The sequence below is a fragment of the Serratia surfactantfaciens genome (assembly GCF_001642805.2).
GTDB lineage: Bacteria > Pseudomonadota > Gammaproteobacteria > Enterobacterales > Enterobacteriaceae > Serratia > Serratia surfactantfaciens.
The window spans coordinates 4,197,808-4,213,287 of sequence record NZ_CP016948.1; the positions used below are offsets into that span (position 1 = coordinate 4,197,808).

Sequence of the window (15,480 nt, forward strand, 5' to 3'; positions counted from 1 at the left end):
CTGCCCCAAAGGAACAACGGCCCGCTCATACTCTGCGATCGCTTAACCCAGCGTTGGCATGCTGAATTCGGACACCGTCTGCTGCCCGGCCGGCCAGCGCGCGGTGGCGGTCTTCATACGCGTGTAGAAGCGCACGCCGTCGGTGCCGTGCACGTTCAGCGCACCGAACACCGAGCGCTTCCAGCCGCCGAAGCTGTGGAACGCCATCGGCACCGGCACCGGCACGTTGACGCCGACCATCCCGGCCTGCACTTCTTGCACGAACTGGCGCGCATAGTGGCCGCTGCCGGTAAAGATGGCGCTGCCGTTGCCGAATTCGTGGCCGTTGACCGTGTCGATGGCGGTGCGGTAGTCCGGCACCCGCACGATGCCCAGCACCGGCCCGAAGATCTCTTCGCGGTAAATGCGCATGTTCGGTTTCACGTGATCGAACAGCGTGCCGCCGACGTAGTAGCCTTCAGGATAGCCCGGCACCTGATAATTGCGGCCGTCGGCCACCAGGGTCGCGCCTTCTTCCACCCCCAGATCGATGTAGCCCAGCACCTTCTTCTGGTGGGCGGACGACACCAGCGGCCCCATTTCATTCTCTTCGCCGCCCTGCTGCAAGCCAGGGCCGACGCGCAGCTGCGCGATCAGCGGCTTCAGTTTGGCGATCAGCTTGTCGGCGGTATCATCGCCGACCACGACGGCGATCGGCAACGCCATGCAGCGTTCTCCGGCGGAGCCGAACGCGCCGCCCATCAACGCGTTGACCGTGGCGTCCAGATCGGCGTCCGGCATGACGATCGCCTGGTTTTTCGCCGCGCCGAAGGCCTGTACTCGCTTGCCGTGCGCGCTGGCGGTGGTGTAGATATGTTCCGCCACGGTGGAGGAGCCGACGAAGCTCACCGCCTGAATGCGCGGATCGGTGCACAGCTGCGCCGCGTCTTCATTGGCGCAGTGCACCACGTTGAACACGCCGTCCGGCAGGCCGGCTTCTTTCAGCAGCTCCGCCAGGCGTACCGAGGCCGAAGGCACCAGCGCCGGCGGCTTGAGGATAAAGGTATTGCCGCAGGCCAGCGCGATAGGGAACATCCACATCGGCACCATTGCCGGGAAGTTGAACGGGGTGATGCCCGCCACCACGCCCAGCGGCTGCATCAGCGAGAAGCTGTCGACGCCGCTGCCGACGTCCGCCGAATACTCGCCCTTGATCAGATGCGGGATGCCGCAGGCGAATTCGACCACTTCCATGCCGCGCGTCAGTTCGCCCAGCGCATCCGAATACACTTTGCCGTGCTCGCTGACGATAAGCTCGGCCAGCTCGTCGCGGTGCTGTTCCAGCAACGCCTTGAAATTGAACATGATGCGCGCGCGACGCAGCGGCGTGGTGCGCGACCAGTCGGCGAACGCCCGATGGGCCACGTCGATGGCCTGTTTGACTTCGGCGGCGGTGCTCTGCGTGACGCGCCGCTCAACCTGCCCGCTGGCCGGGTTATGCACGTCGACGGTTTGATTGCTGCTGCTCAGGCACACCTGCCCGTCAATAAAGTTACCCACGGTTTTCATGTCACGCCCTCTTTTCAAGTCCGCTGCCGCCTGGCCACACGCAGGCGGCAGCGGCGTTAATCGTCCCGCTCGCCGCACTCCGTCGGCAAGCCGGCTAAATCCTGACCGGATGCAGCAAACTCTATTTCATTGAAAAAAAAGTTTCAAATAAATTGTTTTGGAAAATTTGTTTTTAGTGCGTGAGGTCGCAATTTTGCGGTGTCGATCGGTCGACGCTTTCATTGTCGTGCCAGGGCAGATACCGCGACGAGAGAGAAACCGTGGGTGATGCACGCTGACTTTGCTACAGAAAATCCGCACTGCGCCTGCCCTGCCGTCGCTATCGCCCAGCGCCGAACTCTCAAAGCGTCCGGGCCACTCGCGACGGTTTTTTTTGAACTGGATCTAAAAATCAATATTCCATTATTCACTAATTATGAAATAAATGTTCTTGTTTGTTCCAGCATTTATCGACGACATCGCCTTGATGACAGGCACGGTTCACACCCTTCCGCTCGCCCTCTTTCCGATAACCCAACCGTGCGGACGGAAGCCAGGATAAAAATCGGAGCAACACATGTCATATCAGCGTAAGCACAATACCGGCTACATCTTGCGAATTTGCGGCATCGCCGCCCTGGGCGGCATTCTGTTCGGCTACGACACCGCCGTGATCTCCGGCGCCATCGAAGCGCTGAAAACCTATTTCAGCCTCAGCCCGGCCGAAACCGGCTGGGCGGTCTCCAACGTGGTGATCGGTTGCGTGGTCGGCGCCTTCGCCGCCGGGCCGCTGGCGGCGCGCTGGGGCCGTAAAAAGGCGCTGATGCTGGCGGCGCTGCTGTTCACCGTGTCCGCCGTCGGCGCGGCATTGGCACCGACCTTCACCTGGTTCGTCATCTACCGCATCATCGGCGGCCTGGCGGTCGGCATCGCCGCCACCGTGTCGCCAATGTACATGTCGGAAGTGTCGCCGAAAGACATGCGCGGGCGGGCGCTCAGCATGCAGCAGTTCGCCATCGTGTTCGGCCAGATCGTGATTTTCTACGTCAACTTCAAAATCGCCAGCCTCGCCAGCGAAGCCTGGCTGGTGGAAATGGGCTGGCGCTGGATGTTCGCCTCGGGCGTGATCCCCTGCATCCTGTTCTGCATCCTGGTGTTCATTATCCCTGAATCGCCGCGCTGGAACGTGATGATGGGCCGCGACGATCAGGCGCTGGCGATGTTGACCAAGGTCTCCAACGCTGCCCACGCGCAGAATCTGCTGAAAGAAATCAAAGACTCGCTGCAGCAGGATCGGCAGCAACAACACCGGAAACTGAATTACGGCGACGTGCGGGTGCGGTTCATCCTGTTCGTCGGCTGCATGATCGCCATGCTGCAACAGGTGACCGGCGTCAACGTGATGATGTACTACGCGCCGGTGGTGTTGAAAACCGTCACCGAAAACGCGCAGGAAGCACTGTTCCAGACCATCTGGATCGGCGTGCTGCAGCTGGTCGGTTCGGTGATCGGCGCCATGCTGATGGATCGCATGGGCCGTATTCCGCTGATGCGTTACGGTACGCTGGGCGCCATCGCCGGCCTGCTGCTCACCTCGTACGCGCTCTACACCCAGGCCACCGGCTATTTCGCGCTGTTCGGCATGCTGTTCTTCATGGTGTTTTATGCGCTGTCCTGGGGCGTCGGCGCCTGGGTGCTGGTGTCGGAGATCTTCCCGAACCGCATGCGCGCGCAGGGGATGAGCATCGCCGTCGGCTGCATGTGGGTCGCCAACTTCGCGGTATCGCAGTCATTCCCGATGATCAACGATCATCCTTACCTGTTCTCGCATTTCCACGGTGCCTTCCCGATGTGGATCTTCGCCGCCTGCTGCCTGTTCAGCTACTGGTTTATCGGCCGTTATATCCCGGAAACCAAAGGCGTCTCACTGGAAAAAATGGAGCAGGTGGTGCTGGCCAAACGCCACCGCCATCCTCTGCCCGACGGCAAGCCGCTGCCGCTGGAAAACGGCAAATCCTGATCTCTCACCCTGACCGCTGGAGTAATGCCTCATGACCATTGCGCTGGACCGCTTCTGCATTAACCGCAAGATCGCGCCGAATCTCGATCTGGACAGTTTTTTCCGCCTGGTGAAACGTTGCGGGCTCAGCAAGGTTGAGCTGCGCAACGACATGCCCAGCGGCAAGGTGACCGACGATCTGAGCGACGCGCAGCTCAACGCGCTTGCCGCACAATACGGCATCGACATCGTCACGATCAACGCCCTTGGCATGTTCAACCGGGTGGACGACCCGGCGGCGCTTCTGCAACGCGCCGAAGCGCTGCTGGCGCAGGCCCAGGCCATCCACAGCCGGGCGCTGGTGCTGTGCCCGCACTGCAGCGCCGATGACCAGCGCAGCGAGCAGCAAAAACGGGATGACACCCTCGCCGCATTGCGGCTGCTGGCGCCGCTGTTTGCCCGCTATGGCGTACAGGGATACGTCGAACCGCTGGGTTTCGGCATCAGTTCGCTGCGATCGTCGCTGCTGACCCAGGCGATCATCCGCGATGCCGGCGCGCCGTACCGCATCGTGCTCGATACTTTCCACCACTATCTGAGCGGCGTGACGCAGGCCGATTTCGACGCCCAAATCCAGGTGGCGCAGATCGGCCTGGTGCATCTGTCCGGCGTGGAAGACGCGCGGGAGAAAGGCGCGTTGAGCGACGAAGAGCGCATCATGCTGAGCGAGGGCGATCGGCTGGAGAGCCGCCGTCAGGTGCAGAACCTGGAACGCCTGGGCTACGCCGGCATCTATGCCTTCGAACCTTTCTCTTCCCAGCTGGACAGCTGGAGTGAGGCGGATATCGAACGGGAAATCCGCCAGAGCATCGCCCTGCTGCAAGGGTAAAAAAAACGGCCTCCGCGGAGGCCGTTTTTCATGGCGTTACTTCAGGTTGCCGACCACCAGCTGGTGACGCTGGTTATAAAACTTACGGTAGGCCAGATAGCAGGCGATTATGGTCGACAGGCTGGCGGTGGAAAGCAGCATGAAGGTCACCATAATCTGGTATTTGATCGCTTTCACCGGATCGATGCCGGCGAAGATCAGCCCGGACATCATGCCCGGCAGGCTGACCAGCCCGACGGTTTTCGCCGAGTCCACGGTCGGGATCAGCGAAGCGCGGATGCTGTCGCGGATCAGCGCCGCCGAAGCGAACTTGGGCGTCGCCCCCAGGCTGAGCATCTCCTGAATCTTCTGCTGCTCGCTTTTGAAACGCTGGCCGAGGTTGGTGTAACACAGCCCCACCGCCACCATGGCGTTGCCGGCGATCATCCCGGAGATCGGGATCACCTGCATCGGCGTAAATTCGATAGACCCGGTCAACACCAGCACCGCCAGCGTCAGCACTGCACCGGTGGTGATGGCGATAAACGACGTCACGAAGGCGTGTTCGACGTACTTGCTGCGTTTCTTGGCGTTGTAGGCTGCGTTAAAGCAGATGAACAGCACCATCAGCACGGTGAGAACGGCGTTATCCAGGTCGAAAATATACTTCAGCACATAGCCGACGATGATCAGTTGCACCACCGCGCGGCAGATGCTCCAGATAATGTCCTTTTCCAGCGCCAGCTTTTCCCGATGGCTGATCAGAATGGCGACCACCACCAGGATCATCGACAAGCCCAAGGATTCGTTGGTGATGTTATGCTGATTCATGCTGTTGCTCCTGTTGCTCGGCGCGGTGCGCGCGCAGGGTGATCACCTCGTCCGCATGCGCTATCTCTTCGGTATCGTGCGTTACCCACAGCACCGCCAGCCGCTGCTCCGCCACCAGCTGATGAACGATTTCGTTGACGTTGCGCTTGTTTTCCTCGTCCAGCGCGCTGGTGATCTCATCGAGTAACAGCACCCGCGGCATAAACTGCAGGTTGCGGATCAGGGACACGCGCTGTTTTTCCCCGCCGGAAAGCTCATTGATGCCTTTAGTCAGCATCGCCTCCGGCAACCCGAAACGCGCCAAATCGGCCTTCATTTTCGCCGTGTCCGGCGACTGTTGGCGGATTTGATAGGGCAGCGCCAGATTGTCGTAAACCGTATTGCCGAACAGCGCCGGCGTCTGGAAACAATAAGAGACCTGCTTGCGGTACGCCTCCGGCGACATCTCGGCGATCGCCCGGCCGTCGAAATAGATATTTCCGCGGGTCGGATCCATTAAGGAAGAGATGATTTTCAGCAGGGTGCTTTTCCCGCAGCCGGAAGGTCCGGTGATCAGCTTGAACTCGCCTTCACCCAGGGTGAAAGAGACCGAGTCCAGGATCACCTGGTTGTCTATTTGATAATGAATATCATCCAATCTCAGTATGTCTTTCTTTTCCTTCATTACGATGCCGGCTCCCTACACCTGTTTCCGTCTGAGCGATAAGTATATGGCCGCAAAAAACATCTTAGCAATGCCTGCGCGGCGGGCGGGGAACGCAAAGGAGGATTGGCGGAGCGGAAAGCCCCGCCAAATGATAAGATTAATTAATGCTTAGCTGTAGGAATAGTCAAAAGCGACCGCCAGGGCCGAATCACTCTTTTTTCATCGCTGCCTGTTCGTCGCAGCTGTACCAGCGTAGAGAATTATTGATGCTGCGGTGGGTGCAGCGCACCTTGCCCTCCTTTTCCAACGCCAGCAGCAGGGTGCGGGTGGTATAGATGTTTTCACCGCATTTATCTGCCAGCTCGCGCGTCTTCGGCCACTGCTCCGGCGGGGGATGATGGCCCCCTGACCCTTCCACACGATCCCTGCACAATCCTTGCAACACATTCAGCATCAGCGATTTTCTGCTTTCAAACGTATTCGGCGCCTTGGCCATAGCATTCCTCCTGAGTGGTTACTGCTGAGCACCCCGCTCACGGTTGCACGTCCGCGATGCGCAGGGTGTAAATCATGGTGGCGTTCGGGGGGATCGCCGGCGGGCTGCCCTGCTTGCCGTATGCCAGCGCAGGTGGCACCACCAGGGTGATCGAGCCGTGGCGCTGCAGCTTCTCGATAGCGGCGCGAAACAGCGGCGGATAGCGCGTCAACGGCTGCGAGATCACCGTTCCCGCCAGCTCCATATCTTTGACCACCCGGCCGTCGGGCAAACTCTCGCGCACCACGATGTCCACCCGATCGTCGGTGCCAATCGCGCCGCTGCCGGCATAGTCGACCCGGTAGTAGAAACCGAGCGCATCCTGCTTCACCCCCTCCTGTCGGGCGAAATCGGCCAGGTAGGCCTTGCCGTCCGCAGGGGGAGTCTGCGCCTGCTGCAAACGCTGCTGCGCCGTGCGCAGCGCGCTGTCGATGGCGGCGTCATCCAACCGCAACCGACCGGCCAGGGTATCGGCGATGCCCGCCAGCAAAAGCTGCCTGTCCGCCTCCAGCCCTGCCCGTTGGTTCTCCTGCTGCAGATGCAAAATGTCGCGCCCCAGCGATACGCCGGCGGCATAGGCCTGCTTGTCCGCATCGCTGGCCAGCGGTGGCGCTTGCGCCGCCTGCCGCCGTTCTGTCAGCAAGGTTTCTATCCGCTGCCGTTGCTGCGCCAGCTGCGCGATCAAACTTGCGCTGCGCTGTTCGGCTCGCGTCAGCGAGGCGACCAGCACGCCCACCTCAGGCACCGGCGCAATGGCCTGCTTCACCCCTTTCAACGCATTGATAAGCGGCCGAATATCGACGCCAACCTGCTCCCTTTTCGGCGCCGCAGCGGCCTGAGCCGCCGCCAACTGCAACTCCAACTGACGGATTTTCTCCGCCTGCTGTTGCAAAGAGTGCGTCAGTGCAGTTAAACGAGCGCCATCTGCGCCTGCGACGGCGGCCGGTTTAGCAGCCGGTACGGGCGCCGATTTGCGCTCGGCATCGTCCCTGGGCGCGGCCGGCGGCGCCTGCCGCTGTTCGGCAAACTTCAACAGGGCAGGAATGCCGTCGTCATCGGCGCAAACGGTCCCGCTCACCGCCAACAGCAGGATCCCTATCCCCCATCCTTGCGCACTGCGCTTCACGGCTACAGATTCTCGACCCGGTCAGACAGATCGGACATCAGCTCATGTTCGACGTCGGCGCAGAATTTCTCGGTTTTATATTGATAAAGCGCATCAATAGCTTTGCGGGTGCTTTCATCTACGTTGCCGCGCACCCCGGCATATCCGGAGGCGTTGGAAAGCAGGCCGTTAAAATAGGCGATGCGTTTTTGATAGCTTTGCGGATTAATATTCTTTAAGGAATTAACCCGTTGCTGACAAAGCGCGATGCGCTGTTCATCAGATTTATCATTAGGATTGTTCTGTGAAAGTTTTTTCACGGAATTCAGGTTTGTCTTGCTACCGCCTGCACAGCCAGAAAGCGCCATAACAGAAAACAAAAATATGGCCAAACCCACCGCGCGGCGTCCGCCGCAAGCATTAATCATCGTTATCATTCCGTTTATAATCCTTTAATTGTCACGCAAGTCATCATTATGTAGCGAACGGCAGCAACGCATGCCTTAATTTGATTAATCAAAATGGGTTAGGCAGCGAAAAATCCCTATCACGCAATGCGATAGAATAATTCACTACCGGTGCAATTGTTATTTAATTGTTAACCAATTAGGTCTAAACGCTGGCTAAACGCGAATAAGAAACCCCACTCCCTCATGCACAAACAACCATGAAATAGCAATAAAAACAATAAATTATGTTTTATATTTTGTTTCAGTAAGGAAATTCAGCCTCTGCTGCCTAAGGGCGATATTAGCAAAACAATATTGTGAATTGTAGGTGCCACCCTATTTCCCCCGATCTAATATCTCGCATATCGTTATTTATATAGTGATTTATACTGGATAATATTTGTATACGATCTATTGATTTTAAAGCAAATATATTTCTTTTTCCTTTTGGTTTTATATTCTGAATTTGACTTAATTTAATAAAATCTATTTCCAAGCAATACTATTATTTGCAAGAATATTCCCAGCAACACGTCACACTTAAAACTCGTATTTTATTTACCAAGAAATCCATTGCTGATTTCCAAAATCTCGTTATTTCTCATAAATAACGGATGTTGGCGTATTGCCCAGAGCAAAAGGATCTGGCTCCAGCCGTACGGCCGGCGACATGGCGTTGCCGCCGCTGCGGGGGATTTAGATGTGCTGTTCTTTTTATTTAAAAACTCTCTACAGGAACTTGAGAAATGAAACTGAATAAATTAATGCTGGCAACCGTGATTGCTTTCGCTTCCGCATCTGTTGCTCATGCCGCATCTAATCAGGGCAGCGGTAAAGTCACCTTTACCGGCGAAATTATCGATGCGCCATGCAGCGTCGCACCGGAATCCGTTGACCAAACCGTGCCAATGGGCCAGATCAGCAGCCGCATCCTGGCCAACCAGGGTAAATCCAGCATGCAGCCTTTCAACATCGAACTGAAAGATTGCTCCATCTCCACCATGAAAAACGTCAAAGTGACCTTTACCGGCACGCCTGATCCGGTCAACAACAAATTGCTGGCTCTGAGCGGCACGGCAACCGGCGCCGGCATCGTGATCTACGACAACCTGCACTCCAAAGAAGTGGAACTGGGCACGGCGACCGACGGTCAGGGCCTGAACGACGGCGACAACTCGCTGAAATTCGCCGCTTACCTGCAGGGCAGCAGCGCCTCCGCCGCCGTGGTGCCGGGCGACTTCACCAGCGTGGCGAACTTCACCCTGGCTTACCTGTAATACCCCACAGGGGATGCCGCAGGGCATCCCCCGCTTTATTGCATGCCGACGAGAGCGGCAAGGGAACAGGGAAAGACAGGGAAAGACAGGGAGACGCCAGCATGACTATCCGCCTTTGCGGTCTGTTGCTCATCGCGCTCAGCGTAGGCAACGCGGCGGCAGCGAAAAATCAGGGCCACGGCAAAGTCAGCCTGGGCGGCACCATCGTCGAAACACCGTGCGGCATCGCCAGCGACAGCCTGGATCAAACCGTCGATTTCGGTCTGATTTCCATGACCGACGCCTCACAGGACGGGCAATCGGTGCTGATCGGCAGCCGTCGCCATTTCACGATCAAACTGGTGAATTGCGAACTGGCCAGCCAGGTGAAGCCCGACTTTATCTATCGCGCGGCCAACGTCACGTTCGACGGCACCGCCGACAGCCGAGATCCTTCCCTGTTGGGCGTGTATGGCGAGGCGCAAGGCGTGGCTATCGAGCTGTTGACCGATGCCGGCGCCCCGATCCCGCTCGGCAGCACGACGGCGGATTACCAGATCGTCGCCGGCGACAACACGCTGCGTTTCGGCGCGCAGCTGCGCATACATCCCGATAAGGCGCGGGCGGGCGGCTTCAGCTCTCTGGCCAAATTCACCCTGTCTTATCTCTAGCGCCGGCGGGCGCTGCACAGCATTACGTATTCAGGTCGTACGGATGACCTGCTATTGGGCGCGGACTTGCCATGAGTGATTATGTTATGACGTCATTACTGACACGGAAACACCTACCTCTCCTCGTCATTCTGTCTTTCCTCTGGGTGCGTCCGGCATTTTCCGCCACGGAATTCAATACCGACGTCCTGGATATCGGCGAGCGCAGCAAAGTGGATCTTTCGCGCTTCTCCGACGCCGACTACGTCATGCCCGGCGCTTATTTGCTGGATATCAAGATCAACCAGAAAACGCTGCCTCAGCGCAGCATTCAGTATTTACCGTCACCAGATAACAAGAGCGGCAGCCAGGTGTGCCTGCCGCCCGACCTGGTGGAAAAAATGGCGTTGAAGGAAGAGGCGGCCAAGAAAGTCACCCTGTGGCACGACAACCAGTGCGCCGACATTCGCGCGATCAAAGGTGCGACCGTCTCCGATCGCATCGGCGGCGGCGTGCTGGCGATCACCATCCCGCAGGCATGGATGAAATACTCCGATCCCGACTGGACGCCGCCCGAACAGTGGGATGACGGCATTCCCGGCCTGCTGCTGGATTACAACGTCAGCGGTCAGCTAGGCAAGCAGAGCCATAACAACAACACCGCCCAGAACCTGAGCAGCTACGGCACCTTGGGCGCCAACCTGGGCGCCTGGCGCCTGCGCGCGGACTTCCAGTCCAATTACAACCAGCAGGCCGGCGATCGCAGCACCGGTTTCGACTGGAACCAGATCTACGCCTACCGCGCGCTGCCGATGCAGGCCGCCAAGCTGACGGTGGGCGAGATCTATCTCGACTCCGGGGTGTTCGACGCCTATCGCTTCACCGGCCTCAACCTGGCCAGCGACGAGCGCATGCTGCCGCCTAATCTGCAGGGCTATGCGCCGGAAGTGCGCGGCATCGCCAAGAGCAACGCCAAGATCACCGTCTCGCAGGAAGGCCGCACGCTGTACGAAACCACCGTGCCCGCCGGGCCGTTCGCCATTCAAGATCTCAACAGCTCGGTACGCGGCAAGCTGGACGTCAAAGTGGAAGAGCAGGACGGCACCGTCTCGACCTTCCAGGTGGACACCGCCACCATTCCGTACCTGACCCGGCCGGGCTACGTACGCTACAACGTGGCGCTGGGCAAGACCTCGGCCTACGACCACCGCACTCAGGGGCCGCTGTTTTCCGCCAGCGACTTCTCCTGGGGGTTAAGCAACGCCTGGTCGCTGTATGGCGGCGCGCTGCTCGGCGGCGACTATAACGCCTGGGCGCTCGGCCTCGGCCGCGATCTGAACGTGTTCGGCGCCATGTCGCTGGACGTCACCCAGTCGATCGCCCGTCTGCCCGGCGAGCCGACCGCCAGCGGCATGTCGTTCAAGCTCAACTACGCCAAACGCTTCGACGAGCTGAACAGCCAGATCACCTTCGCCGGCTACCGCTTCTCGCAGCGCAAGTTCATGAACATGTCGCAATATCTGCAGGAGCGCTACGGCGATTACGACAAGAATTACAACGGCCGACAGAAAGAGCTGTACACCATCACCGCCAGCAAAACCTTTATGGCGGAAGACACCGCCAAGGCGATCACCGCCTACCTGACCTACTCGCACCAGACCTATTGGGACGCGCGAACTCAGGATCGTTACGGCCTGTCGGCCAGCAAGCTGTTCAGCATCGGCGATATCAGCAACATCACCGCCTCGCTGTCGGCTTACCGCACCTATTACCAGGGCCGCACCGACGATAGCGTGATGCTCAACTTCACCGTGCCGATCGGCGATCGCCGCCGTGTCGGCTATGCGCTGCAAACCAACAATGGCGATGTCACGCAGACCGCGTCGTACAACGACTACAGCGATCCGGACAATACCTGGCAGGTCAGCGGCGGCTTTAATCAGTCCGGCAAATCGCTGGCGCGCGGGTACTACACCCACAACGCCTCGTTCGGCTCGCTGAACGCCAGCGCCTCTTATCAGCAGGACAGCTACTCGTCGATCGGCGGTTCGTTCCGCGGCGGCCTCACCGCTACCCGGTACGGCATCGCGGCGCACCAGAACTCAAGCAACGGCGGCAGCCGCATGATGCTCGACACCGACGGCATCGCCGGCGTGCCGATCAACAACGGCCGCGCCTACAGCAACCGTTTCGGGCTGGCGGTGATTTCCGACATCACCAGCTACTACAACACCGACACCCGCATCGACGTCAACAAGCTGGCGGACGACGTCGAGGCCACCCGCGCAGTGGTGCAAGGCACGCTGACCGAAGGCGCCATCGGCTACCGCCACTTCGAGGTGGTGAAAGGCAGCAAGCTGCTGGCCACCATTCGCCTTGCGGACGGCAGCGAACCGCCGTTCGGCGCCGCGGTGCTGAGCGAGAAAGGCCGCGAGGTCGCGGTGGTCAACGACGGCGGCTCGGTCTACCTGACCGGCGTACAGCCGGAGGAAAAACTGGACGTCGCCTGGGAAGGCCAACGCCGTTGCCGCATCGTGATCCCGGGCGCCGCCAAGCCGCTGGACCAGCTGCTGCTGCCGTGCGCCACCCTGTAATCCGTAACGCTGAGAAATGATGACATGAACAAACACCCGATAACGCTACTGACCGCCGCCGGCCTGGCCTTGAGCGCCGTACTGCCCACCGCCGACGCGGCGATATCGCTGGATCGCACGCGCGCCGTCTATGTGAGCGACGCCAAATCGATCAGCCTGAATATCGTCAACGAAAACAAAGAGCTGCCCTTCCTGGCGCAGTCCTGGCTGGAGAACGAGCAGCACCAGAAAATCACCTCGCCGCTGGTGGTACTGCCACCGTTGCAGCGCGTGGAGCCGAGCGAGCGCAGTGTGGTGCGCATCACTAAAACGCCGGAGGCGGATCGCCTGCCGCAGGATCGCGAGTCGGTGTTCTACTTCAACCTGCGCGAGATCCCGCCGAAAAGCACCAAAACCAACGTGATGCAGCTGGCGCTGCAAACGCAGATCAAGCTGTTCTACCGGCCGAAGGCGATTGTCGCGCCCAAGGGTGAAGTGTGGCAGGAAAAGCTGGTGTTCCGTAAAAGCGGCGGCGCCATCACCGTCGACAACCCGACGCCGTTTTACATCACCCTGACCGGCATGACGCGGCAAACGCAAAAACAGGGCGGCGGCGCGATTGGCGGTTTTCAACCGCTGATGCTGAAGCCGAAATCCAGCGAAAACCTCAAGCTGCACGACACCGGCATGAACAGCTTCGTCATCACCTACATCAACGACTACGGCGGCCACCCCGAGCTGCGCTTCGCCTGCAACGGCAGCGTTTGCACCGCCGTGCCCGAGAAAAAATAAGGAGGTCCAGCATGGCTGAATTCACCGATCGACTGCGTCCGCTGCTGTTCGGCGCGCTGCTGTGCGGCGGCAGCGCGCTGGCGGCAACGCCGCTGGGCGTGATCGAAGGCACGACCGGCACCGTCAGCTTTCACGGCGGCCTGCTCAGCTCTCCCTGCAGCCTGACGCCGGATAGCCGGGATCAGGCCGTCGATCTGGGCGACGTCAGCGCACGCGACTTCCGAAACACCGGCGATCGCAGTGCGCCGGTGCGTTTTCGCCTCTCGTTCCGCAACTGCCTGCTGGGCGCGCGAGCGCTGGCGGATAACCCGGCCGGCCCGCGCAACGGCGACGCCGGCCGCCTCTACCTGCAGGGTGAGCAGGCCGCCACGCTGGTGTTCCTCGGCGAAAGCGACGTCAACAATCCGTCGCTGCTGAAGCTGAACGGCGGCGTGCAAGGCATCGGCCTGCGGCTGCAAGATCAGCAGGGCCGCGCGCTGGAACTGAATCAGCGCAGCCGCCCCTACATTCTGCAGCCCGGCAGCAACACCCTGTGGTTCAGCGCCAGCGTGGAATCCACCCAGCGGGCGGTGATGGCGGCCGGGTTCGCCGCCGTGGCGCATATTCAGGTGATTTACCTGTGAGGTTCGAGAACGCAATGAAAACTCAACTGACCAAACTCTGCCTGCCGCTGGCGATCGCGCTGGCGGCCCCCGCCGCCTGGGCCAACGGCTATGTCACGCCGGACGGCGGGCCGAAACAGTTCTATATCGACCTCAATCAAAGCAACATCACCAACCAGGTGGGGTTCACCAAACTGTTTCCTTATGATCTCGGCGGAACCTATACCGGCAAGGTGTATTGCGATACCCCTATCCCCACCAGCCCACACTTTTACAAGTCGGATTCAGCCTTGCCTCCTTCCGACTACGGCAACGGCTATTTAAAGCTGAATGACTTTCTGGATTTAAAGGCCGAGGTGTGGATCGCCGGCAACAAGAACGCCTACGTCACCGTGCCCTTTTACAACGAATCGAATTTGCTGAGCCAACACAGCTGCCGCCCACCGTACCTGCAGGTCAACAACTACGGCAGCGGCTCCAAAGGCAAGATCACCTTCCGGGTGCGCAAGAAGATCATCAACGGCGTCGAGATTAACGATCGGCAGATCATCGAGATGTACGGCCGTCTCGGCTCGACCGACGGCGGCTTCGGCCCTAATCCGATGGCGCAGGTGTTTATCCAGTCCGCGATCCTTTATGTGCCGGATAAATGCGTGGTGAACGAAGGCCAGCTGATCAACGTGGAGTTCGGCGAGATCGGCGGCAGCGATCTCAACGGCTCGAACTACCCGCAAAGCATCCCAGTGCGTTTCCAGTGCGAGGGCGGCAGCTTCGAGGACGGCACGCTGAACATCAAGCTGGCGGTGTCGGGTACGGCGGCCTCCTTCAGCAACGAGGTGTTCAAAACCGACAAGAACGATCTCGGCATCCGGCTGACCCACAACGGCCAGCTGGTCATCCCGAATGAGTTTTATCCGGTGCCGAACATCGGCAACGGCGGTTCCTGGAACCTGGTGGCGGCGCCGTTCGCCAACGGCGGCGCGGAGATCGGTGAAGGGGAATTCAACGCGTCGGCCACCATCGTGGCGGCATTCCAGTAACCGAGGGAGGAACGAAAAAATGCGTCTACGCGCTTTAACGCTGCTGGTCTGCGCGCCCTGGTGGGTTGCCGTCATGCCGGCAGCGGCGAACACCGAGCTTATCGGCGCGCCGGTGCAGTTCCACGGTACCGTGGTGAGCCGCCCGTGCAATATCGAACCGCAGTCCGCCGATCAACTGGTGGAGATGGGCACGGTGATCGTCAAAACCCTGTACCGCTACGGCCATACTACGCCGGTGCCGTTCAGCATCAAGCTGACCGACTGCAAGACCACGGTGTTCAAATCCGTCAGCGTGACCTTCAGCGGCACCGAAGACGGAGAACTGCCGGGCAAGCTGGCGATCAACAACGGCGCGAACGGCGCCGCCATCGCCCTGTTCGATCATCAGGGCGCGGACATCGATTTGAACAAGGCCACCAGCGCCGTCGCACTGCAAAACGGCCCCAACAGCCTGAACTTCACCGCCTATGTGCAGGGGAGGCCCAGCGCGATTCAAAACCAAAGCATTACCGAAGGCGAATTCACGTCCGTCGCCAATTTTGTGCTGGCGTACCAATAAGCCCCGCACCTTCCCAGGGAAATCAGGAAAACGACCGGCGCGCAATCG

At 59.6% G+C, this 15,480-nt stretch carries 15 protein-coding genes; 9 read left to right on the forward strand and 6 right to left on the reverse strand.

From position 1 onward, the window contains the following. Positions 1–42 precede the first annotated feature (42 nt). Complete coding sequence (locus ATE40_RS19695; RefSeq protein WP_019455203.1) at positions 43–1,548, reverse strand: CoA-acylating methylmalonate-semialdehyde dehydrogenase; 1,506 nt, start codon at positions 1,546–1,548, stop codon at positions 43–45. Positions 1,549–2,104: 556 nt separating this feature from the next. On the opposite strand from ATE40_RS19695, the gene ATE40_RS19700 reads away from it, so the two are divergent. Beyond that, complete coding sequence (locus tag ATE40_RS19700) at positions 2,105–3,547, forward strand: sugar porter family MFS transporter (RefSeq protein WP_019455204.1); 1,443 nt, start codon at positions 2,105–2,107, stop codon at positions 3,545–3,547. 31 nt (positions 3,548–3,578) lie between these two features. Further along, a complete protein-coding gene (locus tag ATE40_RS19705; RefSeq protein ID WP_063918373.1) occupies positions 3,579–4,415 on the forward strand; it encodes a TIM barrel protein in 837 nt (278 codons plus the stop codon). A gap of 36 nt (positions 4,416–4,451) precedes the next feature. Here the strand turns inward: ATE40_RS19705 and fetB are convergent, their stop codons facing one another. The 5 genes from fetB to ATE40_RS19730 form a co-directional block, all read right to left on the reverse strand. Next, positions 4,452–5,225, reverse strand: a complete 774-nt coding sequence (gene fetB, locus ATE40_RS19710; protein ID WP_019455206.1) for an iron efflux ABC transporter permease subunit FetB — start codon at positions 5,223–5,225, stop codon at positions 4,452–4,454. Continuing rightward, a complete protein-coding gene (gene fetA, locus ATE40_RS19715) occupies positions 5,212–5,889 on the reverse strand; it encodes an iron efflux ABC transporter ATP-binding subunit FetA (protein WP_063918372.1) in 678 nt (225 codons plus the stop codon). The genes fetB and fetA overlap by 14 nt, the downstream gene beginning before the upstream one ends. 190 nt (positions 5,890–6,079) lie before the next feature. Further along, positions 6,080–6,367, reverse strand: coding sequence for a FaeA/PapI family transcriptional regulator (locus ATE40_RS19720; protein WP_063918371.1), 288 nt, complete (start codon positions 6,365–6,367; stop codon positions 6,080–6,082). A 37-nt stretch (positions 6,368–6,404) separates the two neighbouring features. Next, on the reverse strand, positions 6,405–7,532 hold the full coding sequence (locus ATE40_RS19725; protein ID WP_063918370.1) for an FKBP-type peptidyl-prolyl cis-trans isomerase N-terminal domain-containing protein: 1,128 nt from the start codon (positions 7,530–7,532) through the stop codon (positions 6,405–6,407). Between the two features lie 2 nt (positions 7,533–7,534). Further along, positions 7,535–7,948 (reverse strand): hypothetical protein, encoded by a 414-nt coding sequence (locus tag ATE40_RS19730; RefSeq protein ID WP_063918369.1) that lies wholly within the window; start codon positions 7,946–7,948, stop codon positions 7,535–7,537. A 758-nt stretch (positions 7,949–8,706) separates the two neighbouring features. Between ATE40_RS19730 and ATE40_RS19735 the strand changes: the two genes are divergently transcribed. From ATE40_RS19735 to ATE40_RS19765, 7 genes are all read left to right on the forward strand, one after another. Then, positions 8,707–9,237, forward strand: coding sequence for a fimbrial protein (locus tag ATE40_RS19735; RefSeq protein ID WP_019455211.1), 531 nt, complete (start codon positions 8,707–8,709; stop codon positions 9,235–9,237). 101 nt (positions 9,238–9,338) lie between these two features. Beyond that, a complete protein-coding gene (locus ATE40_RS19740; RefSeq protein ID WP_019455212.1) occupies positions 9,339–9,887 on the forward strand; it encodes a fimbrial protein in 549 nt (182 codons plus the stop codon). Between the two features lie 71 nt (positions 9,888–9,958). Continuing rightward, positions 9,959–12,460, forward strand: a complete 2,502-nt coding sequence (locus ATE40_RS19745; protein ID WP_025159889.1) for a fimbria/pilus outer membrane usher protein — start codon at positions 9,959–9,961, stop codon at positions 12,458–12,460. Positions 12,461–12,484: 24 nt separating this feature from the next. After that, a complete protein-coding gene (locus tag ATE40_RS19750) occupies positions 12,485–13,231 on the forward strand; it encodes a fimbrial biogenesis chaperone (protein ID WP_048795382.1) in 747 nt (248 codons plus the stop codon). 11 nt (positions 13,232–13,242) lie between these two features. Next, the gene (locus ATE40_RS19755; RefSeq protein ID WP_063918368.1) at positions 13,243–13,854 is read left to right on the forward strand and encodes a fimbrial protein; all 612 of its coding nucleotides are present in this window, start codon (positions 13,243–13,245) and stop codon (positions 13,852–13,854) included. Between the two features lie 14 nt (positions 13,855–13,868). Next, positions 13,869–14,873 (forward strand): fimbrial protein, encoded by a 1,005-nt coding sequence (locus tag ATE40_RS19760; protein WP_063918367.1) that lies wholly within the window; start codon positions 13,869–13,871, stop codon positions 14,871–14,873. 19 nt (positions 14,874–14,892) lie between these two features. Continuing rightward, positions 14,893–15,432, forward strand: a complete 540-nt coding sequence (locus ATE40_RS19765; RefSeq protein WP_019455216.1) for a fimbrial protein — start codon at positions 14,893–14,895, stop codon at positions 15,430–15,432. The last annotated feature ends 48 nt before the right edge of the window (positions 15,433–15,480 follow it).